Origin of the sequence: Streptomyces sp. NPDC048269, assembly GCF_040652395.1 — a bacterium.
Taxonomy (GTDB): domain Bacteria; phylum Actinomycetota; class Actinomycetes; order Streptomycetales; family Streptomycetaceae; genus Streptomyces.
On record NZ_JBEZLW010000029.1, the window covers coordinates 18100 to 41165 of the forward strand.

The 23066-nt window shown below is 70.8% G+C and carries 20 protein-coding genes; 11 read left to right on the forward strand and 9 right to left on the reverse strand.

Annotated elements, in window-relative coordinates:
• Positions 1–43: 43 nt before the first annotated feature.
• Positions 44–1135 carry a YihY/virulence factor BrkB family protein gene (locus AB0D48_RS26010; RefSeq protein ID WP_362401585.1) on the reverse strand — a complete coding sequence of 364 codons (1092 nt, stop codon included), beginning with the start codon at positions 1133–1135 and terminating at the stop codon, positions 44–46.
• Positions 1136–1247: 112 nt separating this feature from the next.
• Here AB0D48_RS26010 and AB0D48_RS26015 point away from each other — a divergent pair, with 112 nt between their 5' ends.
• From AB0D48_RS26015 to AB0D48_RS26030, 4 genes are all read left to right on the forward strand, one after another.
• Positions 1248–1871, forward strand: a complete 624-nt coding sequence (locus AB0D48_RS26015) for an NAD(P)H-dependent oxidoreductase (RefSeq protein WP_362401588.1) — start codon at positions 1248–1250, stop codon at positions 1869–1871.
• Between the two features lie 255 nt (positions 1872–2126).
• Complete coding sequence (locus AB0D48_RS26020; protein WP_362401591.1) at positions 2127–2600, forward strand: hemerythrin domain-containing protein; 474 nt, start codon at positions 2127–2129, stop codon at positions 2598–2600.
• Positions 2601–2787: 187 nt separating this feature from the next.
• Positions 2788–3585, forward strand: coding sequence for a VOC family protein (locus AB0D48_RS26025; RefSeq protein WP_362401594.1), 798 nt, complete (start codon positions 2788–2790; stop codon positions 3583–3585).
• Between the two features lie 616 nt (positions 3586–4201).
• Positions 4202–4933, forward strand: a complete 732-nt coding sequence (locus tag AB0D48_RS26030) for a hypothetical protein (RefSeq protein ID WP_362401597.1) — start codon at positions 4202–4204, stop codon at positions 4931–4933.
• A gap of 274 nt (positions 4934–5207) precedes the next feature.
• Here the strand turns inward: AB0D48_RS26030 and AB0D48_RS26035 are convergent, their stop codons facing one another.
• From AB0D48_RS26035 to AB0D48_RS26050, 4 genes are all read right to left on the reverse strand, one after another.
• Positions 5208–5495 (reverse strand): hypothetical protein, encoded by a 288-nt coding sequence (locus AB0D48_RS26035; RefSeq protein WP_362401600.1) that lies wholly within the window; start codon positions 5493–5495, stop codon positions 5208–5210.
• Positions 5496–5634: 139 nt separating this feature from the next.
• On the reverse strand, positions 5635–6138 hold the full coding sequence (locus AB0D48_RS26040) for a nucleoside deaminase (RefSeq protein WP_362401603.1): 504 nt from the start codon (positions 6136–6138) through the stop codon (positions 5635–5637).
• 134 nt (positions 6139–6272) lie between these two features.
• The gene (locus tag AB0D48_RS26045) at positions 6273–6446 is read right to left on the reverse strand and encodes a hypothetical protein (RefSeq protein WP_362401606.1); all 174 of its coding nucleotides are present in this window, start codon (positions 6444–6446) and stop codon (positions 6273–6275) included.
• A complete protein-coding gene (locus AB0D48_RS26050) occupies positions 6446–6808 on the reverse strand; it encodes an FAD binding domain-containing protein (RefSeq protein ID WP_362401609.1) in 363 nt (120 codons plus the stop codon). Before AB0D48_RS26050 ends, AB0D48_RS26045 begins: the two co-directional genes overlap by 1 nt.
• A 1285-nt stretch (positions 6809–8093) precedes the next feature.
• Here AB0D48_RS26050 and AB0D48_RS26055 point away from each other — a divergent pair.
• From AB0D48_RS26055 to xdhC, 3 genes are read left to right on the forward strand one after another with little or no spacing between them, the layout of a single operon-like run.
• A complete protein-coding gene (locus AB0D48_RS26055; protein ID WP_362401612.1) occupies positions 8094–9569 on the forward strand; it encodes an FAD binding domain-containing protein in 1476 nt (491 codons plus the stop codon).
• Positions 9566–11956: a xanthine dehydrogenase molybdopterin binding subunit gene (gene xdhB, locus AB0D48_RS26060; protein WP_362401615.1), complete on the forward strand. Its 2391-nt coding sequence runs from the start codon at positions 9566–9568 to the stop codon at positions 11954–11956. Before AB0D48_RS26055 ends, xdhB begins: the two co-directional genes overlap by 4 nt.
• Before the next feature lies 1 nt (position 11957).
• A complete protein-coding gene (xdhC, locus tag AB0D48_RS26065) occupies positions 11958–12824 on the forward strand; it encodes a xanthine dehydrogenase accessory protein XdhC (protein ID WP_362401730.1) in 867 nt (288 codons plus the stop codon).
• 124 nt (positions 12825–12948) lie between these two features.
• Here the strand turns inward: xdhC and AB0D48_RS26070 are convergent, their stop codons facing one another.
• From AB0D48_RS26070 to AB0D48_RS26080, 3 genes are all read right to left on the reverse strand, one after another.
• A complete protein-coding gene (locus tag AB0D48_RS26070) occupies positions 12949–14064 on the reverse strand; it encodes a glutamate--cysteine ligase (protein ID WP_362401618.1) in 1116 nt (371 codons plus the stop codon).
• A gap of 112 nt (positions 14065–14176) precedes the next feature.
• A complete protein-coding gene (locus AB0D48_RS26075; protein ID WP_362401621.1) occupies positions 14177–16414 on the reverse strand; it encodes a catalase in 2238 nt (745 codons plus the stop codon).
• A gap of 298 nt (positions 16415–16712) precedes the next feature.
• On the reverse strand, positions 16713–18182 hold the full coding sequence (locus AB0D48_RS26080) for an ornithine decarboxylase (RefSeq protein WP_362401624.1): 1470 nt from the start codon (positions 18180–18182) through the stop codon (positions 16713–16715).
• A 212-nt stretch (positions 18183–18394) separates the two neighbouring features.
• On the opposite strand from AB0D48_RS26080, the gene AB0D48_RS26085 reads away from it, so the two are divergent.
• The 4 genes from AB0D48_RS26085 to AB0D48_RS26100 are packed head-to-tail and all read left to right on the forward strand — an operon-like array spanning position 18395 to position 20670.
• The gene (locus AB0D48_RS26085) at positions 18395–18634 is read left to right on the forward strand and encodes a DUF6479 family protein (protein ID WP_362401627.1); all 240 of its coding nucleotides are present in this window, start codon (positions 18395–18397) and stop codon (positions 18632–18634) included.
• 41 nt (positions 18635–18675) lie between these two features.
• Complete coding sequence (locus tag AB0D48_RS26090; RefSeq protein WP_362401630.1) at positions 18676–19362, forward strand: HemK2/MTQ2 family protein methyltransferase; 687 nt, start codon at positions 18676–18678, stop codon at positions 19360–19362.
• Positions 19346–19609, forward strand: a complete 264-nt coding sequence (locus AB0D48_RS26095; RefSeq protein ID WP_362401633.1) for a CDGSH iron-sulfur domain-containing protein — start codon at positions 19346–19348, stop codon at positions 19607–19609. Before AB0D48_RS26090 ends, AB0D48_RS26095 begins: the two co-directional genes overlap by 17 nt.
• Positions 19606–20670 (forward strand): iron-containing redox enzyme family protein, encoded by a 1065-nt coding sequence (locus AB0D48_RS26100; RefSeq protein ID WP_362401636.1) that lies wholly within the window; start codon positions 19606–19608, stop codon positions 20668–20670. Before AB0D48_RS26095 ends, AB0D48_RS26100 begins: the two co-directional genes overlap by 4 nt.
• A 109-nt stretch (positions 20671–20779) precedes the next feature.
• Here AB0D48_RS26100 and AB0D48_RS26105 read toward each other — a convergent pair whose 3' ends face one another.
• Complete coding sequence (locus AB0D48_RS26105; RefSeq protein WP_362401638.1) at positions 20780–23041, reverse strand: prolyl oligopeptidase family serine peptidase; 2262 nt, start codon at positions 23039–23041, stop codon at positions 20780–20782.
• Between the last annotated feature and the right edge of the window lie 25 nt (positions 23042–23066).

A 23066-nucleotide genomic window follows, 5' to 3' on the forward strand; every position in this document is an offset into this window, starting at 1 on the left:
CTACCCAGCAAACGCCCGGACACCCGTCCCCCAGAGGGAACGATCACTGCTCCATGCGGTGGCGGTCCTCTTCGCTCCACGCGCGGGTGTCGCGGGGCCGCACATACGGTTCCTCGTCCTTGGGCATCCCGCCGGCGATCGCGCGCTGCCGGGCCATTTCGGCGTCGAACTCCAGTCCGAGGAGGATCGCGAGATTGGTGATCCACAGCCAGACCAGGAAGACGATCACGCCCGCGACCGTGCCGTACGTCTTGTTGTAGGAGGCAAAGTTCGCGACGTAGACGGCGAATCCTCCCGAGGCGATCATCCAGATCAGCAGGGCCAGGAGACTGCCGGGTGTCACCCATTTGAATCCGCGGCCCTTGGCGTTGGGGGCGGCCCAGTACAGGAGCGCGATCATGATCGTGACGAGGAGCACCAGGACCGGCCATTTCGCGACCGACCACACCGTCAGGGCGCTGTCGCCGATCCCGAGGGCGCTGCCCGCCTGGCGGGCCAGGCCACCGGTGAAGACGACGATCAGCCCGCTGGCGCACGTGAGGACCATCAGGGTCACGGTGAGCGCCAGGCGGAGCGGCAGCACCTTCCAGACCGGGCGGCCTTCGGGGATGTCGTAGACGGCGTTCGAGGCGCGGATGAACGCCGCGATGTAGCCGGAGGCGGACCACACGGCCACGACCAGACCCACGACCGCCAGCAGCGATCCGACGCCGCTGCGGCCCTGCAGCTGCTGGACCGCATCGCTGATCACGTCCCGGGCGGAGCCGGGGGCCAGTCTCCGCAAGTTGTCCAGCACCTGCTCGGTCACCGACTCCCCGGCCACGCCCAGGAGGGACACGAGTACCAGGAGGGCGGGAAAGAGTGCCAGCACCCCGTAGTACGTCAGGGCAGCGGCGCGGTCGGCCAGCTCGTCGTTCCGGAACTCCTTGACCGTCCCGCGCAGCACCGCCCGCCAGGAACGCGCGGGCAGCTCCGAGGGCTGGTCCGGGGCCCGCTCCTCGACCTGCGCATCCGGCCCCTCGCCGGCAACGCTCTCGTCGTCGGGACGCTCGTGGTCGGGACGCTCGCGGTCAGGACGCTCGCGGTCGGGACGCTCGTGGTCGCTGCCGCGGCCTCGTTTCGGTGGGAGTGTCATACGCAGCGGCTTTCCAGCCCGGCGCCAGTCATGTCAGTGCGGCCCGCGGAAAAGGGGAAGCACTCCGCTCCGCCGACGACATCAAAGCCGGGTGCGCGGGTAGCCGGGCCCCATGGATCCCCTGAAGAACACCCCGCTCCGTGCTGTCGCCCTCGTCTGCACCCTTTCGCCCTCCCCCGCCCCGTCCAGCTCCCAACTGCTCGCCGAGCAGACCATGGCCGCCCTGGCCGACCACGGCGTCACGGGCAAGACCATCCGGATCGCCGACCACGACGTGCGGCCCGGCGTGGAGAAGGACATGGGCGGAGGGGACGCCTGGCCGGAGATCCGCGACACGATCATGGGCGCCGACATCCTCGTCCTGTCCACGCCCATCTGGCTCGGCCACCCGTCCAGCCTCGCCCAGCGGGTCCTGGAGCGTCTGGACGCGGAGGTCTCCGAGACCGACGACGAGGGCCGCATGCTCACGTACGGGAAGGTCGCCGCGGTCTGTGTCGTGGGCAACGAGGACGGCGCCCACAAGGTCAGCGCCGACCTCTTCCAGGGACTCAACGACGTCGGTTTCTCCCTCGCCCCGAACGCCGTGACCTACTGGGTCGGCGAGGCCATGCAGGGCACCGACTACCAGGACCTCGACAAGACGCCCGAGAAGACGGCCGGCACCACGGCCACCCTCGCCGCGAACACCGCCCACCTCGCCCGCCGTCTCAAGGCCGCGCCGTACCCGGCGAGCTGACCTGCGGCTCGCCCCCTTGCGCACAGCGCCCCCGAGACCGGGAACCGCCGCCGGTGACCACCGCCGGCCGGTCCCTCCCCCGCCTCGGGCGGGGCCGGGTGCACCCCGAAAGGCCGGAGGAACGTCAGCGTTCGGCGTAGGCATGGTCGCCTGTCCGGGCCATCCCCACCGCTGGGCAGTGTCTCCGCCGCCCCACCGGGTACACGGGGTCAGGGTGGACGGCTGACCGCCCGATGGACGATCGAAGGAGATCCGGTGGACGGGATCGTACTGCTCAAGGAAGACCACAAGACGGTCGAGAAGCTTTTCAAGCAGTTCGAGAAGGCCGACGACGGTGCCCACGCCGAGAAACGGAAGATCGCGGACCAGGTGATCGACGAGCTCACCACCCACACCTGGATCGAGGAACAGATCTTCTACCCGGCAGCCCGCGAGGCTGCCCCCGACACCAAGGACCACGTCCTGGAAAGCGTGGAGGAGCACCACGTCGTGCTGTGGATGCTCTCCGAACTCAAGGACCTCGACCCGAGCGACGAGCGGTTCGACGCCAAGATGTCCGTCCTGATGGAGAACGTCCGGCACCACGTCGAGGAGGAAGAGAAGGAGTGGTTCCCCGAAGTCCGCAAGGCCATGGGCCGCAACCGCCTCACCGAACTCGGCGAGCAGATGGAGAAGGCGAAGAAGCAGGCTCCGGACGAGCCCCTCGCCGTCCCCAGCGCCAAGCAGTAGCCCTGTCCACCCTGCGGATCGTGGCTACCCGGTGTAGGTAACGCCACCTCACACGCGGGCGAGCGGCCCGCTCCCCCGGGGCCGGCATGCGGCCCGGCTGCCCTCCGGGAGCGGGCACGGTCGACGGGCGACCGCCGGTATCCGGTGCCACGCTGAGGTCGTACAGGACCTGCGAAAGGCAATCGCCATGATCACCACTGACTTTGTCCCTGGCTCCCCCTGTTGGCTCGATCTCGGCGCCCCCGACGTCCGTGCCGCCGCGGCCTTCTACGGAACCGTCCTCGGGTGGGAATACGAGTCCATGGGCGAGGGGGAGGACATGGAAGGCGGGATGTTCCGGAAGGACGGCAAGATCGTCGCCGGGCTCGGCAAGCTCACCGAGGAGGGCGCGCGCTCGGCCTGGATGATCTACTTCAGCGTCCCCGACGCGGACGCCACCACCCAGGCGGTGGAGCGCGCGGGCGGCACGGTCCGGGTGGCTCCGATGGATCTCGACGACTGGGGCCGGATGGCGCAGTACAGCGACCCGTCGGGGGGACAGTTCGCCGTCTGGCAGCCGGGCACGAACAAGGGCGCAGAGCTGGTGGACGATCCGGGCTCCCTGTCCTGGACCGAGCTGTACACGAGCGACGCCGCGGCCGCCAAGGAGTTCTACGGCGGCGTCTTCGGCTGGCAGTTCAACGACATGGAGCTGCCCGGCGGCGGGGGGACGTACTCCCTCATCACCCCGGCCGGACTTCCCGAGGAGCGGATGCACGGCGGCCTCATGGAGCTGCCCGAGGAGAACCTCGCGCTCACGAACGGACGGCCGTACTGGCACCCCGTCTTCGCCGTCGCCGACTGCGACGCCACGGTCTCCAAGGTCACCGGGAACGGCGGCAGCGTACAGATGGGACCGGAGGACGCGGAAGGCGTCGGCCGGCTCGCCGTCTGCCTCGACCCGTCGAACGCCGACTTCGTCGTCCTCACCCCGGTCCGCAGCTGAGCCCGGGAGGTCCGGACCGTCCGAGCCGTGCTGTCCGGCCGAGCCGCCTCGGTCGACGTTGATCAAAGCCCGGGCGCGGTCGCGGCACGCCGCCGGTGACGAGGGCGTGACCACTACGGTCCGGTCCATCGCCGGGGTCATCGGGCGCCATCTGCGCGGCCGATGACCGCGCGCGGCTCCACCTCTCGTGGCGCACTCGCCACCACATCGGCCTGCCGGACGATGGCCGGACGACCCCGCTGCGCTTCACCGACGCCAATACCGCTGACACACGCGGGCGCACGGCGGGCGGGGCCTGGGGCCCCCTGAGATCCGACGGGCAACTCGCGTCGGACAGAGTCGCGTTCCTCGCGTCGCCTCCTCGTCGAACCTCCATGGAATTTCCGGAGAACGGGGAAACGACGGTTCCACGTCCCCGGTGCACCTCGGTCGCGCCCGCCAAGCCGTTCCTCGTCGCCTCCACGCCCCGGTCGCAAGGCTTCAACGGCCCGCCGCGGCCCCGGGGAGTGACAGACCGCAGGACAAGCGCGCCGAGCCGGGGAGACTCGGCTGCTGAAAGCCGGAGTACCGGGAACGTAGGCTCACCTCGGCGACCCAGCGACAAGGAGGAGGACCCATGAACGCCGCCGATGCGGCTTGGCAGGAGCTGGACACGGTCAGCGTCCTCAACGTGAAGATCACGCTCGTCCAGCTCCTCGGCCGGGCGGGGATCATCTCCAGTGACGCGGAGGAGCTGATCGGGCTCGTCGAGGCCGGTGCCCTTGCCCTCGCGATCAGGGAGATCGGCGGGATCGCGGAGAACGCCCCGACGGAGAAGGGTCAGCTGTACGAGTCCGGCTGGCTCGACGGCACCCGGGCAGTCACCGAGGAACTCGGCGGGATCGCCGAACGGACTCTGCGGAACATCGTCGGCCCCGGTCCGTCGGCCCTATCTCCGGACGCGCGTCCCCCCGTCGGGAGGATGGAGGTTGAGCGGGCGAAGGTGGTGGTGATGCCCCTCTACCTTTCGTTCACCACCCTCTCCGACCTCGATCCGGAAGTCTCCGAGCAGGTGCTCACCGCCGTACTCGGCACGATGAACGACAGGGAACGGGCCGGGTACGCAGGGCGGCTGACGGAGTTCGTCTCGGACCACCGCGTACGCCTGGAACGGCTGTACGTGGAGTACGGGCCCGGCAGCGCCATCGCGCTCCACGGCCGCTACTCCCTCCTCCACTCCCCCAGCAGCGTCGCCGTACTGGAACGACTCGCCGCGACGCCGTCGGCGCTGCGGGAGGAGTGGGACGCCGCTGAACTCCCGCCCGCATGGCTGGACGGGCTGACGACGGCCTGGGCCTCACGGCCCTGACCGACCGCGGGGCGCGCAGGCGCGCCGCGGGGCGTGCCGGCGACGGGGAGGGGCGTGCCTGCGACGCCGAGGGGGAGGGGCGGCGACGCCGAGGGGCGGGGCGGGGCGTCCGAGGACGCCCCGCCGGTGACGGGGACGGTGAGCACCGGGGTGCCGCTGGCCGACGTGATCGACGAGCCCGCCGTGAGGACGGCGCCCGGGGGGCAGACCCGTGGTCTCCACCGACACCGTGAGCAGGGCCTGCCCGCGCCCGTCGGAAGGTTTCCCGACGCCGTCATTGGCGTCGAGGAAGCCGTCGTTCGGGTCCGCCGAAGTGGACGACTCCGTTCGTGCTGATACGGGCCTGCCTGTACGTCCTTCCGTACAGCGGCACCGGGAAGGGCGGATCCACACGCTCGGAGTTGTTGTCGCCGGTCAGTGCGAGCTGCCGGTCTCCCGCCTGGTACGGGCGGTCGTGCGCGGCCACACAGGCGTAGCCGTAGCCATCGGTGAGGCCGGGCAGTTCCACCGCGACGGTGGCGTCGGAGCCGCCGCTGCCGGAGAAGCGCTTCTGCGGCGTCACCGACGTCTCGTCGTGGCGCAGCGAACTGGTCGACGGCTCACAGGGGGTCGATCCGCCCGTCCCCCGACCCGTGGGACCCACAGAGGTCTGGCCGGTTCGGTTCACTCATGCCGGGGCACGGTGAACCGAACCGGGTTTTTCAGTAGTCGATGCGGTCGGACTTGGCCAGCCACGCGTCGAACGGCGCCGTACGGTTCGGCAGGTCCAGCTGCTTGACCGACGTCGGCCACATCGACTCGGGCTTCTTTTCGAACAGGTCGTAGAACTTGCGGTCATCGAAACCGGCCACCGCGGCATCGTGCCGATCGGCGGCGTAGAGGATCCGGTCGACTCGCGCCCACAGCGCAGAGGAAAGGCACATCGGACACGGCTCACACGAGGTGACCAGGACGCAGCCCGCGAGCGAGAAGGTGCCCAGCTGCCTGCAGGCGGCACGCATCGCGCTGACCTCGGCGTGCGCCGTCGGGTCCAGGGTCGCGGTGACCTGGTTGTTCCCGACGGCGACGATCTCGCCGTCCTTGGCGACCAGTGCGCCGAACGGACCGCCGCCGTTCGCCACGCTGTTGGTGGCCAGTCTGATCGCCTCGTCCATCCAGGCGCGCTCGAGTTCCTGGATGCTGGTTTCATGGGTGTACGCGGTCACGGTCACTCCTTTTTCGGAGATGGTGGGGGACTTCCCGGATGCTCTGCCCGTGCGGGTCACCGCACCCGGGGCAACTTGGCCCCGCGGGTGCCGCCTCGAGACCGGCTCGTTCGGCGGCAACCCGCGGGAGATCATCACGGCTGGACGCCGACGATGTGCTCTGGAGCGACGGGGGTGCGGGTCAGGTTCAAACCCGTCGCATTGCGGATGGCGTTCACGACCTCGGGCGTCGCGGAAATGGTGGGCGGTCCGCCGATCAACTCATCGAGGTCCTGTGGGGTGCGGGCAGGAGAAGTCGGGTCGGCCATCAGGAAACCTCCACTGTCTGCGAGTCCGCTCGGCGCGGGGTGGGCGCGGCCGATCCGTTGCCCTCGGCAGGTGCGTTGTGCTTGACGCCGGTGAACGGCGCGCCGGGCGGGATCATGCGGCTGCTGTGAAGGGAGGCGACCCCGATCTGGGCGTCGGGGGAAACCAGGGATGGGTTCCTGTCGTCGGCGGGAGACGCCGTAGCCAGGTTGCCGCCGACGGTGCCCCGGCCACGGCTTGGCGGCGAACCCACTGTCCTGGATGCGGCAGCACCGGCCGCGATCGGCGCCGCGTCCGGATGCTGGACCCTTGCGTCCAGCCCTTCCGCCCATCTGGCGGATCCGAGTAAGTCCACGGCGCTCATCCCTTGCTTCGTCGCAACTTACTTCGTTGCCCCCTGTGTTGAGGAGTACACAGCCAACCGAGTGGAATCAGCCAGGGATGGAAGACATGAAGACATCCGCAGGCTGAGACCGGCTTTTCGTAGAATTCTACGAGAACTGTTCCACGCGTGATGTCCCCCAGCTCCTGCTGCTGCAGCCGTAGTTCGTGAACGGCCTGGTCGGGAACGGCGCGGGGACGGCCGCGGCCACCGGTGATCCCCACATGGTGTGAGGACGGACGAAGATGAAGCGGCGCCCGCTCTGCCACTGCGCCGGCCCCGCCCGTCGGCGGGAGGGGTTTGAAGACCTGACGGGCCGGATCACCGGCACTTCCGCACGCATCGAACCCCCTCGCCGACCCACGGGAGTTGATACGGAGAGCGCAGCCGGACCTGCCGGGCAGGAACTTCGGACGCCGGCCTAGGGTCGCCGCCACTGCCGGTCACTACCGGTCACGCCCCGGCCACGCACCCGATCTGATCGATCCCAGAACTTGAGAAAGATCAATCCAATGCTTGACGAGAAAGATCACGCCCGGCTTGACTCCGTACCTGAAGTTCAGAGCGATCACAGGCAATTCGCCTTCCGCACGGAACGGTGAGGGCATGTCAGTGAGGGTTGATTCAAAGCCGCAGAACCAGGATTTTGCGTTCACTGACGTCCTCAACCCCGCATTCCAGGTTCGTCAGCGGTCTCGTGAGCCGTGATCTTGAGGACCACCGTCGTTTGCGGGGCCTGGTCCCTGCGATTCGCCCATCCTGCCGCTCGCACAGCCCGTCGGCACTGGACCGGTCCCGACCTCACGTCAGGGAGGGCGCGTTGGGTCGCGTCCCGGGTACGTAGCGCGGCGGGACACAACTGGTGTCGCGTACGAAAAGCCCGCCACACGAAGCGGCCGGCCTTCACGGAATCGACCCACGTCGGCTTGACCGATGAACCTGCGGCAACGTAACTTCGACCGTACGTACCGACTCGTGAGCTACTGGAAGGAGGCGAAGTCGGATGTCGATCATCTCCGAACTGATTCGCCTCGCTCACGAGATCGCCTGGGCTCCGGGTCGTGTAGCACACGGCTGCTGAGCAGCCCCCTCGCCGGCGTGCCCCATTGCGGCCCCGGCACCTCTCCATCTCTTTCACCGCTTACGGCACTTCTTTGCGTGCCGATTCGTTGCGCTCCGGGTACTCGAGCTGCGCCACTGAAATAGAAAGCTCTGAAATGGCGACTAGGATAGTCACATCGACCACGCGCCGAAATGAGGACGTGCCATGGTAGCGGCGCGGATCACGGTCAACGGGAAAGAAACACCAATTTCACCGGCCGCACCCCACACCACTGCGCTGGATTTTCTGCGCGAGCGTGGCCTCACCGGCACCAAGGAGGGCTGCGCCGAGGGTGAATGCGGCGCCTGTTCGGTCCTGGTGGCCCGTCCCGGGGTGAACAAGCCCACTGACTGGGTGGCGGTCAACGCCTGCCTGGTCCCGGTCGCGGCGCTCGACGGTCAGGAGGTCATCACCTCCGAAGGTCTCGCCACCGCCGGCGAGCCCGGCACGCCGGCCACGTTGCACCCGGTGCAGGAGGAGATGGCCGTCCGCGGTGGCTCCCAATGCGGTTACTGCACACCGGGATTCATCTGCAGCATGGCCTCCGAGTACTACCGACCCGACCGCTGCGCGCACGCGGACTCGGACGCGGACTCGGCCGACAGCACCGACCCCGAGCACGGTCCGAACGGTTTCGACCTGCACTCGCTGAGCGGAAACCTGTGCCGCTGTACCGGTTACCGCCCGATCCGCGATGCCGCGTACGCCGTCGGTGCGCCCACCGAGGACGACCCACTGGCGCAGCGTCGCGAGCAATCCCCGCCCGAGCCGGTTGCCACCGAATACGCCCAGGACGACAGCACGTTCCTGCGGCCGGGGACCCTGACCGAGGTGCTGGAGCTGCTCCGCGAGCGGCCCGACGCGGTGGTGGTGGCCGGAAGCACCGACTGGGGCGTGGAGGTGAACATCCGTTCCCGCCGGGCGAATTGCGTGGTCGCCATCGACCGGCTGCCCGAACTGCGGGAGCTGCGCGTCGAATCCGACCACATCGAGATCGGGGCGGCACAGACGCTCACCGAGATCGAACGCCGCCTCGACGGCAGCGTCCCGCTGCTGGCGGATCTGTTCCCGCAGTTCGCGTCCCGGCTCATCCGCAACAGTGCCACCCTCGGCGGCAACCTGGGTACCGGCTCCCCCATCGGTGACAGCCCGCCCGTGCTGCTCGCGCTGGAGGCGTCGGTGGTGCTCGCCGGCGCCGACGGTGAACGCGAGGTCCCGCTGGCGGACTACTTCACCGGCTACCGGCAGAGCGTGCGCCGTCCCGGCGAGCTCATCCGCGCGGTGCGCATCCCGCTGCCACTGTCGCCGGTCACGGCCTTCCACAAGATCGCCAAGCGGCGCTTCGACGACATCTCCAGCGTGGCGGTCGCTTTCGCGCTCGACATCGAGGGCGGGATCGTCCGCAAGGCACGCATCGGCCTGGGCGGCGTGGCCGCCACCCCGATCCGTGCCCTCGCCACCGAGGCTGCCCTGGAGGGCAAGCCATGGGCGGCGGAGACCGTCGAGGCCGCGGCCCAGGTGCTGCGGGCCCAGGGCACGCCGATGAACGATCACCGCGCCAGCGCCGAGTACCGCTCCGCGATGCTCGGCCAGAGCCTGCTGAAGCTGTACGCCGAGACCACCGAGGCGGTGTCGTCATGAGCCATCTGTCCGAGCGTCCCCAAAAGCCCGTCGTCGGCGTTTCCCTGCCGCACGAGAGCGCCGGCCTGCACGTCACGGGCGCCGCGCTCTACACCGACGACCTGGTCCACCGCACGAAGGACGTGCTGCACGCCTACCCGGTCCAGGTCATGAAGGCCCGCGGCAGGATCACCGCACTGCGCACCGGGCCCGCGCTCGCCGTGCCCGGCGTGGTCCGCGTGCTGACCGTCGCCGACGTACCCGGCGTCAACGATGCCGGAATGAAGCACGACGAACCGCTCTTCCCCGACGAGGTCATGTTCCACGGCCACGCCGTCGCCTGGGTGCTCGGCGAGACCCTGGAGGCTGCCCGGCTCGGTGCGGAGGCCGTCGAGGTGGAGCTCGACGCACAGCCTTCCCTGATCACGCTGCAGGACGCGATCGCGGCCGAGAGCTTCCACGGCGCCCGGCCCGTGATGGTGACCGGCGACATCGACGCCGGCTTCGCCGACTCCGCGCACGTGTTCACCGGCGAGTTCCAGTTCTCCGATCAGGAGCACTTCTACCTCGAGACGCACGCGGCGCTGGCCCTTGTCGACGAGAACGAGCAGATCTTCATCCAGAGCAGCACCCAGCATCCTTCGGAGACGCAGGAGATCGTCGCGCACGTGCTCGGCCTGCACAGCCACGAGGTGACCGTGCAGTGCCTGCGGATGGGTGGCGGCTTCGGCGGCAAGGAGATGCAGCCGCACGGGTTCGCGGCCATCGCCGCGCTCGGTGCCAAGCTGACCGGCCGGCCGGTCCGGGTACGGCTCAACCGGACCCAGGACCTGACCATGTCCGGCAAGCGCCACGGGTTCCACGCCACGTGGAAGATCGGCTTCGACGCCGACGGCCGCATCCAGGCCCTGGACGCCACCCTGACCGCGGACGGCGGCTGGAGCCTGGACCTGTCCGAGCCGGTGGTCGCCCGCGCGCTGTGCCACATCGACAACACCTACTGGATTCCCAACGCCCGCGTCGCCGGTCGCATCGCCAAGACCAACAAGGTCTCCAACACCGCCTTCCGCGGCTTCGGCGGACCGCAGGGCATGCTGGTGATCGAGGACATCCTGGGCCGGTGCGCGCCGCTGCTCGGCCTGGACCCGATGGAGTTGCGGGAGCGCAACTTCTACCAGCCGGGGCAGGGTCAGACGACGCCGTACGGACAGCCGGTCACGCAGGCCGAACGGATCTCCACCATCTGGCAGCAGGTGCAGGCGGACGGCGGCATCGCCGATCGCAAGCGCGAGATCGCGGCCTTCAACGCCGCGCACCCGAACACCAAGCGGGCGCTGGCGATCACCGGAATCAAGTTCGGCATCTCGTTCAACCTCACCGCCTTCAACCAGGGCGGCGCGCTGGTGCTGATCTACAAGGACGGCTCGGTCCTGATCACCCACGGCGGCACCGAGATGGGGCAGGGCCTGCACACCAAGATGCTGCAGGTGGCCGCGACCACACTGGGCATCCCGCTGCACAAGGTGCGGCTTGCCCCGACGCGTACGGACAAGGTGCCCAACACCTCTGCCACCGCGGCCAGTTCCGGAGCGGACCTCAACGGTGGAGCGGTGAAGAACGCCTGCGAGCAGCTGCGCGTACGGCTGCTGCAGGTGGCCGCCTCCCAGCTGGGTGCGAACGCATCGGACGTGCGCATCGTCGAGGGCGTCGCGCGTGTCCTCGGCAGTGACAAGGAGCTGACCTGGGACGACCTGGTGCGCACCGCGTACTTCCAGCGGGTCCAGCTGTCGGCGGCCGGTTACTACCGGACCGAGGGTCTGCACTGGGACGCGAAGACGTTCCGGGGCTCGCCGTTCAAGTACTTCTCCTACGGCGCCGCCGCGACCGAGGTGGAAGTGGACGGCTTCACCGGCAAGTACCGCATCCGGCGGGTGGACATCGTGCACGACGTCGGCGACAGCCTCTCCCCGATGATCGACATCGGGCAGGTCGAGGGCGGCTTCGTTCAGGGCGCGGGCTGGCTGACGCTCGAGGACATGCGCTGGGACACCGGTGACGGGCCGAACCGCGGCCGGCTGCTGACCCAGGCCGCGAGCACGTACAAGCTGCCGAGCTTCTCGGAGATGCCCGAGGAGTTCCACGTCAGGCTGCTGGAGAACGCCACCGAGGAGGGCGCGGTCTTCGGGTCCAAGGCGGTGGGTGAGCCTCCGCTGATGCTGGCGTTCTCGGTGCGCGAGGCGCTGCGGCAGGCCGCCGCGGCGTTCGGACCCGCCGGGGTCAGCGTGGAACTCGGCGCCCCCGCGACACCGGAAGCGGTGTACTGGGCGATCGAAGCGGCCCGCCGAGGTGACGTGAAGCCCGATGGCAGCGAGATCCTCACCGGCACGACCGCTTTGAGCAATGCCTGACATGACGTGGGTGGCCGCGGTCGCGCGGTTGCGGGCCCGCCGGGAAACCGGCGTGCTCGTGACCGTCGCGACCGTGCGCGGCCACGCGCCCCGCAAGGCCGGTGCCAAACTCGTTGTGGGCCAGACCGAAACGTGGGGTTCGATAGGCGGCGGCAACATCGAGGCCGTCGCCATCGACCGGGCCCGCGAGCTGATCGGCGCGCCCGATCCGGAAGCGGAGCTGATGGAGTTCGCCCTCAACGACAAGGTCACCGGCCGGCACGGCGTGCAGTGCTGCGGCGGAGCCGTCAGCGTACTTCTCGAACCGCTTCCGGTGGTCGAAGCGGTGGCCATCTTCGGCGTCGGGCACGTGGGGCTGGAGCTGGCGCGCATCCTGGCCCGCCACAACCTCGATCTGCACCTGATCGACACCCGCCCCGACATGCTCGCCGACGAACGGCTCGGTGTGCTCGCGGATGCGGTGGCGCAGATCCACGTGCACCACACGCTCCTGCTTCCGGAGGAGGTGCTCGCGGAGCTGCCGCCCGGCACCCACGTCCTGATCATGACCCACGATCACGCCGAGGACGCGGCCCTGTGCGACGCCGCCCTGCGCACCGTCGGTCTCGGCTCGGTCGGATTGATCGGCTCGTCCGCCAAATGGGCGCGGTTCCGGCAACGCCTGGCCGCCGAGGGCGGCCACGACGCCGCCACCATCGACCGGATCAAGACCCCGATCGGCCTGACCGAGATCACTGGCAAGGAACCCGCCACGATCGCGGTGAGCGTCGCGGCAGACCTGCTCCGGACCTTCGAGCAGGCCCGCCACGGGGCAGTGCCGAGCGCGGCTGCCGCGGTGCCGCACGCTCCAGCAGCCAGTAGCGCGTGAGAGGCACGGGCCGGGCACGGTCGCCTCGCCACTCCGTCGGAACGATCTCCGCAGGAGCGTCGGCCTCTGCGGAACGGACCTGAAGGGGTCCGAAAGGGGCCGGTCTCCGCGAACGGGGTCCGCCTCAACCCTCGTTGGTCATCCGTGCGCACTCGGTCACCACACGGGCGAGGCTCGCTTCGCTCCGGAAGAGTTGCCGCTGAACACGGGCGCCGTTCCCGCGTTCGTGGAGGTGTGCGATTCCCTCGCGGACCCGCTCGTCGTCGCCGTGGTCCACCAATGCCTGGCGCACGTGCTGGTACAGGGCGTCGACGGCGTGGGCGGGGGAGGTCTCCCGCATCGTCTCGGGGTGCAGCAGGGGGCCGTCCAGTCCCGAGCGGCCGGCGCGCCAGGACGCGAGTCGCAACAGGCTCGTGCCGATCCTGGCCGGTGGCTCGCCGTCCCGCCAGGCGCGGGCGGCGGTCTCCACGAGGCCGCGGATGAGGGCGGCCAGCAGGACGGGGGTCGTCGCGTGCAGGCATACGTCGGCGACCCTCACCTCCACGGTGGGATACGTGGCCGACAGGCGCGCGTCGAAGTAGATCATGCCCTCGTCCCGCAGCACCCCGGTCCCGATCATGGTGCGGACCTGTTCGTGGTAGTGGTCGGCAGAGCCGAAGACATCCACCGGCCCCGCCGACGGCCACCGGTTCCACACCCTGCTGCGGTAGCTGCCGTAACCGCTGTCCTCGCCCTGCCAGTACGGCGAATTCGCGCTCATCGCCGTCAGCACGGCCAGCCAGGGACGGATCCGGTCCAGGACGGCGACGCCTTCCTCGTCGGAAGCCACCGATACGTGGACGTGCGTGCCGCATGTCAGCTGCTCCTGGGCCGTCAGCCCGAACTGCTCCCCCAGCCACTGGTACCGCTTGCCCACGTTCAGCGAGGGCTTCACCGGGAGCGGCGAGGTCGCGACGGCCGCCACCACCGCGCCGGCGTTCGCCGCGTGGCGGCCCGCCTCGCCGCGGATCCGGGTGATCTCCTCCTGGAGTTCGCCCATCTCGGTCACCGGCTTGGTGGCGAACTCCAACTGCTCCTTCTGCAGCTCCTTTTCGAACTCGTGGGACTTCCCGCCCCTGCGGTCCGGTTCCTGCCACCCCCGGCGATCCGCGGCTGCCAGAACCGTCCCCGAGACGGCGAGGGGCGCTCCGCTGCGCGCGTCCACCAACAGCAGTTCTTCTTCCACACCTACGCTGCGCATGTCGCCACCCGAGATCGACCCGTCACGTCCACCTGCGCCTGCCCTCCCTGGCCTCGGCTATGCGGAGCGCCGGTCCCGCACGCCGCGCCGGTGCCCAGACGCCTCCGGGAGGTCAGAGTGCGGGCGGGAACCTGTCCCAGGCACGGTGCGCGGCCAGGGCTGCGGCGGCCGCCTCCACGGCCCCCGTAGCGCTGTCGCCGACGATGACACCGGGCACGTCCGTTCCGATGCCCGCCGCTTCGAGGACCGCCGAGGCCTCGTTCCATCCGCCGACGGCTTTGCCGTGGCGGTAGGCCTCGGTGAGCAGCAGCAGTACTCGGGGGTCGGGCCCCTGCGGTGCAGGAGCTCCGGCTTTGGCGTCGCGAGCCCCGTAAGCGTCGGAGCCGGGACCCGGTGCGCCGGCGAACAGGAGCGCGTCGAATTCGACGGAGCGGGCGGTGGCGAACGTCCGCTGGACGGCGATGGGATCGCCGCCTGCGTCGAGCGTGCCACCGGCCGGGGCGATGACGAGCGGCACCATGCCGCGGTCGAGGACGGCCTGCCGGGCGGCGCGAACGCCCGCCAGGTCGGCGGCATCGTCGGCGACGATCCCGACCACCCGGCCGTCCGTCGGCCACGTCCCGCCCAGCTGGGACAGGGCGGGGCTGGGGTCGACCGCGACGAGTGACTCCTTGGCGGCCGGAGCCGGCAAGCCCAGGCCCGCCGCGACGTGTTCGCACAGCTGCGGATCGATGTTCGCCAGCACGTTGAGGGTGCGCTCCTTGACCGCCTGCTCGAAGCACTTGTTCAGCTCGAAGGTGTAGGCGGCGATGATGTGCTCGCGCTCCGGCGGGCTCATGCTGAGCCAGAAGAGCCGGGGCTGGCTGAAGTGGTCCGAGAAGGAGGCGGGTGCCTCGCGGACCTTGCTCGCCTCGGGCACCTTCACGGGTGTCTCGATGTACGCGCCCATGTCGGCGCCGGCGAGGAAGGGGCAGCCGCCGTCGAGGCTGTTGGGCCGGTACGGAGCCACGCCCGTGTGGACGGCGGTCTGGTGCATGCCGTCGCGGAGCATGTCGTTGACGGGCGCCTGCGGCCGGTTGATCGGGATCTGCCCGAAGTTCGGGCCGCCGAGGCGGCTGATCTGGGTGTCGAGGTAGGAGAACAACCGGCCGGCGAGCAGCGGATCGTCAGTGACGTCGATCCCGGGAACCAGGTGGCCGGGGTGGAAGGCGACCTGTTCGGTCTCGGCGAAGTAGTTCTTCGTGTTGGCGTTCAGGGTCATCAGGCCGATGGGCTGCACGGGGGCGAGCTCCTCGGGGACGATCTTGGTGGGATCGAGGAGGTCGATTCCCTCGAACGTCTGCTCCGGAGTGTCGGGGAAGACCTGGATGCCCAGCTCCCACTGCGGGAAGGCGCCCGATTCGATGGCGTCGAAGAGGTCCCGTCGGTGGAAGTCCGGGTCCATGCCGTTGATCAGCTGGGCCTCCTCCCAGACCAGGGAGTGCACGCCGAGCTTCGGCTTCCAGTGGAACTTGACCAGCGCGGTGTCCCCGGCGGTGTTGACGAGGCGGAAGGTGTGGACGCCGAAGCCCTCCATCATCCGGAAGGAGCGGGGAATCCCGCGGTCGGACATGTTCCACAAGGTGTGGTGGGTGGCTTCGGTGTGCAGGGACACGAAGTCCCAGAAGGTGTCGTGGGCGCTCTGGGCCTGCGGGATCTCGCGGTCGGGGTGCGGCTTGCCCGCGTGGATGATGTCGGGGAACTTGATCGCGTCCTGGATGAAGAACACCGGGATGTTGTTCCCGACCAGGTCGAAGGTGCCCTCGTCGGTGTAGAACTTGGTCGCGAACCCGCGGGTGTCGCGCACCGTGTCCGCCGAGCCCCGGGAGCCGAGCACGGTGGAGAAGCGGACGAACACGGGGGTCTCCACGTCCTTCGCCAAGAAGGCGGCTTTGGACACCTCCCCTGCGGTCCCGTACCCCTGGAAGACGCCGTGTGCCGCGGCGCCACGGGCGTGCACCACCCGCTCCGGAATCCGCTCGTGGTCGAAGTGCATGATCTTCTCGCGCAGATGGTGGTCCTGAATCAGGACCGGTCCCCGCGCTCCGGCCTTCAGGGAATGGTCGCTGTCGTACAGCCGTGCCCCCTGGGCCGTCGTCAGGTACGCGCCGCTCTGCGCCGTACGTGCCTGCTCCGCCCCGGTGGGCTGCCCGGTGGGGCTCACGGTCTCCGGGCCGGTCTGGTCCGGCTTCGGAGGAAGCGGCTGCGCCGGCTGCGTGGGCTCGGCCACGGACGGGGACACCGGCCCGGGCTTCCCCGGCAGGCCGCCGTCTCCCGTCTCCGGAGTCGCGTCGGAGTGCTCAGTGGTCATCGTTTCTCCCAAGGGACGGTTTGCTGGGCGCCTCAGCCATGACCGGGAAGCCACCTGGGCCAAACGGAGTCCGGGTGGTCCTCACCCTCATCGGCAGGGGTTCGCGGCATCTGCCCGATGCCGTCGAGCTGCTGCCTGGAGCTGCGGCTGCGGTTCGCCTACCCGCTGTCCCGGAATGAACCCTTTCTCCTTGCACGTCGGCGCGAAACGCGGCGTTCGCCCGGCTCCGGCGGTGACGGGCCGGGCCGGCGGGTTGGCGGGCTGGCGGGCTGGCGGGCTGGCGTACCCCCGCCGGACATCACCGGTCCTCGCGGAGCACCCTGATGCTCGTGACCTGGGTGTCGACCGCGTCGGGTACGACCATGCCCGCCTCGACTCCGGAACGGAGGTAGCGCAGGACGTCACGGTTGAGCCGTTCGCCGGGCAGCACGGCCGGGATGCCCGGAGGGTAGGGGGTCAGCATCTCGGCGGCGATCCGTCCCTCCGCCTCGGCCCAGGGCACCTGTTCCGTCGGCCCGAAGAAGGCGTCGCGGGGCAGCGCCGCCTGCTCCAGCCGCAGCCCGGACGGCGACGGGACGTGGACGGGCTGTCCCGTACGGAGTTCCGGCGCGTGAGCGGCCAGGTCGGTGAGGGCCGTGAGGAGGACGCCGGCCGTCTCGGCGTCGTCGGCGTGGGTGAGCTGGGCACTGATGCGGCGGTGGTCCGCGAGGTGGAGGTTGATCCGGTGGTTGCTGCGCAGCCAGTCAGCGGCCCGGTAGCCGGTGACCCCCCACGCGCTGATGTCGATGATGACCTGGAGGGGGTCCATGTCCGCCGCCCTGCCGGGCGCGCAGAAGTCCTCGCGGCCGTGCACCCGCATGCCGTCGATCCGGGAGATCCGGCTGCGGACCTGCCCGGCGAGGGCGAGCGCGTCGTCGTAGAGGGCCTTTCCGTGTTCGACCATGTGCCGGCGCCAGCCGTCCAGTGCCGCGTACACGAGCACAGAGGGGCTGGTGGTGCCCAGCAGGTCCTCGCGGCTCTTGAGCACCCCCGGCTCCACCAGGTCGCCCTGGAGGTGGAAGACCGAACCCTGTTCCAGGCCCGAGCCCATCTTGTGCACGGAGGTGACGCACACGTCGGCCCCGGCGTCCATGGCCCAGGTGGGCAGGTCGGGGTGGAAGGGCAGGTGGGCGCCCCACGCCTCGTCGACGATGAGGGGTTTGCCCCGCGTGTGGCAGACCTCGGCGATGGCGGCCAGGTCCGAGCAGGTTCCGTAAGGGGTCGGCGTGGTCACCAGCGCGCCCCGGGCGTCGGGATGCTTGGCAAAGGCCGCCTCGAAGGTGTCGGCGGACGGCGGGTGGGCCAGGTGGCGTCCGGCGTCCCACTGGGGGTCCACCCACACGGGTCGGATGCCCGAGAGGATGAGGCCCGAGACGACGGATTTGTGGGCGTCCCGCCCGACGAGCAGCTTTTCGTGCGGCCCGGCGACGGACAGCATGGCTGACTTCACCGAGAGCGAGCTCCCACAGGTGGAGAAGAAGGCGTGGTCGGCGCCGACGGCGTCGGCCATCAGTGCCTGGGCCTCCTCGATGACGCCCTGGGAGGACGTCCGGTCGTCCAGGCCGCTGGTGGCGAGCACGTCGGAACGGAACACCGCGTCGCCCAGCACGGCCCGCACCCGGGGGTCGGCACCGCGGCCCTGTTTGTGGCCCGGAGGGGTGAACGGGGTCTGGCCGGCTTGGTGGTACGCGGCCAACGCGTCGAGTACGGGAGTCTTCGACTGATCCATGCCTCGCCGCCTGCCCCACGGCGTCGGGCGAAAACGGCACGGAGCGCCGACGGGGCCGCCCCACGTGGCACGCCGTCGTCGCCGGGTCCGCGGAACGGGCGTCCGGGTGGCCGGGATCCGCAACGGCCGGTACGGACGCTGCCGGCCGGAGTGACTCGGAGGGACGTGCGCCCCGCATGTGCAAAGCACGGGATAGCGGGTAGGCGCTCGCCATGATCGCCTCCGTTTCCCTCGCAGCCTCCGGTTTCCCGTCCCTCTTCCTGATCGTGGTCGGCCTGGTCGTCGTCGCGCTGCTGATCGGCGCCTTCTGGTACGGCACCCGGCGTGCCGCGACCCGCAAGGATCCCGGCGCGCGACCGTCGGACCAGAGTCCACCCTCACGCGCCCGGCAGGAGTCCTGGCGAACGCCGGACGATTCCGGAACCGACCCCGACGCCCAGGGGCGTCCTTGACCCCCGCCGCCGACCGAGCCTGGCCGAGCAGGAGGTACACAGTGCCGAACACCGCTTTGACGTACGCCGACCTCACACCGCGGCTGATCACGCTTCCGGGCGTGTACCGCCCGCAGGACGACACCCGGCTGCTGGCCGACGCCCTCGCACGCGAGCCCCTGCGCACGGACGCGGAGGTGGTGGAGATCGGGACGGGCACCGGCGCCCTCGCGCTGCACGCGGCGGCCAGGGGCGCCAAGGTCACCGCGGTCGACGTCGCGTGGCCCGCCGTACTGGCCGCCCGTCTGAACGGATGGCGTCACCGCCTTCCCCTGCGCGTCCTGCACGGCGACTTCGCCACCCAGACCCGAGGGCTCCGCTTCGACCTGGTCCTGGCCAACCCGCCGTACGTCCCCTGCCCCGACGTCCGGCTGCCCACCCGCGGGGCCCAGCGGGCCTGGGACGCCGGTACCGACGGGCGGGCCGTCATCGACCGGATCTGCGCTGCCGCCCCGACTCTGCTGCGCCCCGGAGGAGTCCTCCTGATGGTCCACTCGGCGATGTGCGGCGCGCAGGAAACCCTTGGGCTCTTGGCCCGGCAGGGACTGTCCGCGCAGGTCACGGCATGGGCTTCGGTGCCGTGGGGGCCCGTACTGCGTTCCCGCAGGGACTGGCTGCAGAAGCAGGGCCTGGCGGAAGACGGTGACGAGCGGGAAGAGCTGGTGATCATCCGTGGCCAGTACCTCTGATCGGGTTCGCCAGGCGACCGCCGGGGAGTGCCGTGCGGCCCGGCGGGTGTCCGTGGACCGCTCCGGGCCGGTCATGGTGGAGGGCCCGGTCGAGATCGTCCTCGACGACGGGACGATCGCCAGGTCGGACCGGTTCATGGTCGCCGTGTGCACCTGCCGGCGCAGCCGTACCTACCCCTGGTGCGACACCAGCCACCGCCCTCGCGAACGCGCGACCCCGTCACCCGAGGACAGGAACGAGCGATGACCCCGCCCGCCCACACCCCCACCCCCACGGTCCCGACCCACACGGCCGAGCCCGCGCTGGTTCAGGGACGCGGGATCTTGTCCCGCGCCGTGGTGGACGCCCTGCGCAGCGGCCGGGCTCCCGCGCGTGCCACCACTGCGGAGGTCCTGAAGGCCGACCCGTGGGGTGAGGACCTGCAACTCGCCCTCTACCTGCTGTACGAACTGCACTACCGCGGCTTCGCGGACGTCGACGACTCCCTCGAATGGAATCCGGAACTCCTCCGGCTGCGCCGGTCCCTGGAGGACCGCTTCCTCCACGCCCTGCGAACGGCCACGGCCGGCGCGCCCGACACCGTGGCGGAAGCGTTCGGGCCGCTGCTCGTCGAGCCCGTGGACCTGAGCGGCAGCCTCAGCCACCACCTGGAGACCGAGGGCGAGCTGTGGCAGTTGCGCGAGTACGCGGCGCTGCGCTCCCTCTACCACCTGAAGGAGGCCGACCCGCACGCCTGGGTGATCCCCCGGCTGACCGGCCGGGCGAAGGCCGCGATGGTCGCCATCGAGTACGACGAGTTCGGCGCCGGCCATCCCGAGCGGATCCACGCCCGGCTCTTCGCCGACCTCATGGTCGACCTGGGCCTGGACGTCACCTACGGCCATTACCTGGACCGGGCCCCGGCACCCTTGCTCGCCACCGTCAACCTGATGTCCCTCCTGGGCCTCCACCGGGCCTTGCGCGGGGCCTTGGTCGGCCATTTCGCGTGCGTGGAGGTCACCTCGTCGCCCGGCTCGCGGCGCCTCGCCAAGGCTATGCGCAGGTGCGGCGCCGGCCCGGCGGCCGAGTACTTCTACGCCGAGCACGTGGAAGCCGACGCCGTCCACGAGCAGGTCGTGCGCCACGAGGTCATCGGCGGCCTGCTCGCCGACGAGCCCGGCCTGGAGCCGGACGTCGCGTTCGGCTGCGCGGCGACCATCCTGCTGGAGGACCGTCTCGCCGCACACATCCGCGCCGCATGGGACCAGGGCAGGTCGGCCCTGCGCACACCACCGGCAGACGGACATACAGACCTGCCCGGTCAGTGACCCCGGTCAGTGACGTCGGAGCGCTGCCGACGCGAGCGAGCACGGACAGCCACCCGCGGAACAACCCGGCCGCCGGCCATAGCCTGGCCGGCGGCGGCGCGGAAGCAAGTCATGAGGCCGGGCTCGCGTTGAGATGGCGCTCCAGCCAGTCCGCGGCGGCACGCCGGTAGGTGCGGCGGTTGTCGGCGCGCAGGAAGTCATGGCCTTCGTCGCGCAGCGTCAGCAGCTCCGCCGGCACCCCCCGGTCACGGGCCCCGCGGACGAACTGCTCCGACTCCGTCGGCGGCACGTTGGTGTCGTGCTCGCCGTGGATCGCCAGCACTGAGGCACGCAGCTGGTCGACGCGGCTCATCGGGGACAGGGCGCGCAGCAGCTCGCGGTCGTGTTCGGGATGCCCGTACTTGGCGGCGGCGGACTGCGCGATCCAGGGTTCCGTCCCGGCGAAGAACGTGGCGAAATCCGACATCCCGCAGACGGCCACGCCGGTGCGGAAGAGTTCCGGATGCCAGACCAGCGAGGCCATGGTGAGGTAGCCGCCGTACGAGCGGCCCATCACTCCGAGCCGCAGGGGGTCGGCGTACCCGAGCGACACCACGTGTGCGGCGCAGTCCGCGACGTCGTCGATCGCGGCGAAGCGTCCGGTTCCGAGGTCGGCGTCCACGAAGGACCGGCCCCACCCTGACGAGCCGCGGACGTCGGGGGCGAAGACGTCCAGGCCACGGCCGAGCAGCTCGTGGTACAGCGGGCTGAACACCGGCCGTTCCTGTTCCTCCGGACCGCCGTGGAGGTGGATCACGCACGGGGCCGGCCGGCCCGGATCGTGGTCCGGCGCCCGGTAGTACCAGCCTCCCAGCATCAGCCCGTCCCGGGCGTGGCAGCGCAGGGGTACCGGGCGTACGGGGGGCCGGCCGGGTGGGGCGGCGTCCTCGTCGCGCGCCGACCAGCCGGCGCGCACGGGGGCGAAGCCGCCGTCCAGTTCCCAGATGCCGGGCCTCCGTCGGGAACCCGACAGGGCGGCGAACAGTCCGCCCCGCCCCACCGGCGCCATGCGGGTCACCACCTCGTGGGGCAGGTCGGGGCGGTGGTGCGGCCCGATGTCGCCGTCCGCGTCCGTGGTGGGCAGGCCGACGCTCTCCAGCTCGCTGGCGCCGTGGACGTTCCAGGCGAGGAGCGCCCACCGGCCGTGGTCGGGGAGGGCCAGCAGGTCGAGGGCGGACCCCTCCCGCTCGGCGGTGACGGACACGTCCCGGGCCGCCCCGTCCTCGTCCAGCCGCACCCTCATGAGGGCCGCGAACTCCCGTCCGGAGTCGCTGCGCAGCCACAGGGTGCGCCCGTCGGCGGAGAACCGGCCGATCCACGGGTCTCCGTCGGCGACGCGCAGCGAGAAAGCGGTGCGGCCCGACGACGTATCGAGCACGAGGGCCTCCCGGTGGCCGCGCGGGCCGCGGCGGACCAGCGCGAAGCGGCCCTCCGCGCTCACATCGCACACGCGCAGGGAGGCGGCGCCCGGCTCGCTGAACAGGAGCACCGGGGCGCTCGTACCGTCCGGGTCGACCAGGTAGGCGGCCAGTCCGGTGCCCGAGCCCGCGTCCGGGGGCCGTCCGGTGCTCGGGTCGGGGCCCGCCGCGCCCGGGGACGTCGGTGTGGACTTCCCCCGGGCGGGACGGGGCGCGACCCCGCCGCCGAGGAGGGTCGCCGGGCCGCCGCGTTCGGTCCATGCCGGCTCACGGCCACCCGCCCCGGCGGCGTCCTGCGGCAGGTGCCCGGACCCGCTGTGCTCCGAGCCCGCCGCGGACGGCTGGGCGACCGTGACGGCCAGGGCGGCACCGTCGCGGGTCCAGCATCCGAGGTGGGCCGAGGCGCCCTGCTCGGCGCCCCCCAGTACCCGGCGACCGGTGCCGTCCGGGCGCACCGCCAGGACCCTGGAGTGCTCGCTGCCGCCCGGCGCCGAGGTGTACGCGATCCACCGCCCGTCGGGGGACCAGGACACTTCCGTCACCGGGTCGGGACTGGCGTCGAGGACATGGGCCTCGGCGCTCCCGGCGGGCCCGCTCCACAGCTGCGGGACGCCCGCCCGGTCACAGATGAAGGCCACGTGCTCGCCCGTGGGGTCGGCCGAGGGGTACCAGCACCCGTGGGCGGTGAGCAGGGTCGGCGGATCGGCATGGTGGTCGTCCAGCACCTGGACGGGCGCGGGAGCCGGTGCAGGGGCCGGTACGGGTCCGCCGGACGGCGGAGCCTGCGCCACGCCGCCGGACGGGAGGGGTCCGTACGGAACGCCGTCCGGTTGCAGAAGGGCCTTGCCGTCCGGTCCGTCCCGGCGGGCGTGATCGGCCGGGTGTGCCGTGGGCTTGGTGCGATCCAGGGGCATGGCCGCCTCTCCAGGGCTTCCGCTT

Coding starts and splice junctions, on each gene's coding strand:
- AB0D48_RS26010 (WP_362401585.1), bottom strand. CDS start 1,135: ATGACACTCCCACCGAAACGAGGCCGCGGCAGCGACCACGAGCGTCCC.
- AB0D48_RS26015 (WP_362401588.1), top strand. CDS start 1,248: ATGGATCCCCTGAAGAACACCCCGCTCCGTGCTGTCGCCCTCGTCTGC.
- AB0D48_RS26025 (WP_362401594.1), top strand. CDS start 2,788: ATGATCACCACTGACTTTGTCCCTGGCTCCCCCTGTTGGCTCGATCTC.
- AB0D48_RS26030 (WP_362401597.1), top strand. CDS start 4,202: ATGAACGCCGCCGATGCGGCTTGGCAGGAGCTGGACACGGTCAGCGTC.
- AB0D48_RS26045 (WP_362401606.1), bottom strand. CDS start 6,446: ATGGCCGACCCGACTTCTCCTGCCCGCACCCCACAGGACCTCGATGAG.
- AB0D48_RS26050 (WP_362401609.1), bottom strand. CDS start 6,808: ATGAGCGCCGTGGACTTACTCGGATCCGCCAGATGGGCGGAAGGGCTG.
- AB0D48_RS26055 (WP_362401612.1), top strand. CDS start 8,094: ATGGTAGCGGCGCGGATCACGGTCAACGGGAAAGAAACACCAATTTCA.
- xdhB (WP_362401615.1), top strand. CDS start 9,566: ATGAGCCATCTGTCCGAGCGTCCCCAAAAGCCCGTCGTCGGCGTTTCC.
- xdhC (WP_362401730.1), top strand. CDS start 11,958: ATGACGTGGGTGGCCGCGGTCGCGCGGTTGCGGGCCCGCCGGGAAACC.
- AB0D48_RS26070 (WP_362401618.1), bottom strand. CDS start 14,064: ATGCGCAGCGTAGGTGTGGAAGAAGAACTGCTGTTGGTGGACGCGCGC.
- AB0D48_RS26075 (WP_362401621.1), bottom strand. CDS start 16,414: ATGACCACTGAGCACTCCGACGCGACTCCGGAGACGGGAGACGGCGGC.
- AB0D48_RS26080 (WP_362401624.1), bottom strand. CDS start 18,182: ATGGATCAGTCGAAGACTCCCGTACTCGACGCGTTGGCCGCGTACCAC.
- AB0D48_RS26085 (WP_362401627.1), top strand. CDS start 18,395: ATGATCGCCTCCGTTTCCCTCGCAGCCTCCGGTTTCCCGTCCCTCTTC.
- AB0D48_RS26100 (WP_362401636.1), top strand. CDS start 19,606: ATGACCCCGCCCGCCCACACCCCCACCCCCACGGTCCCGACCCACACG.
- AB0D48_RS26105 (WP_362401638.1), bottom strand. CDS start 23,041: ATGCCCCTGGATCGCACCAAGCCCACGGCACACCCGGCCGATCACGCC.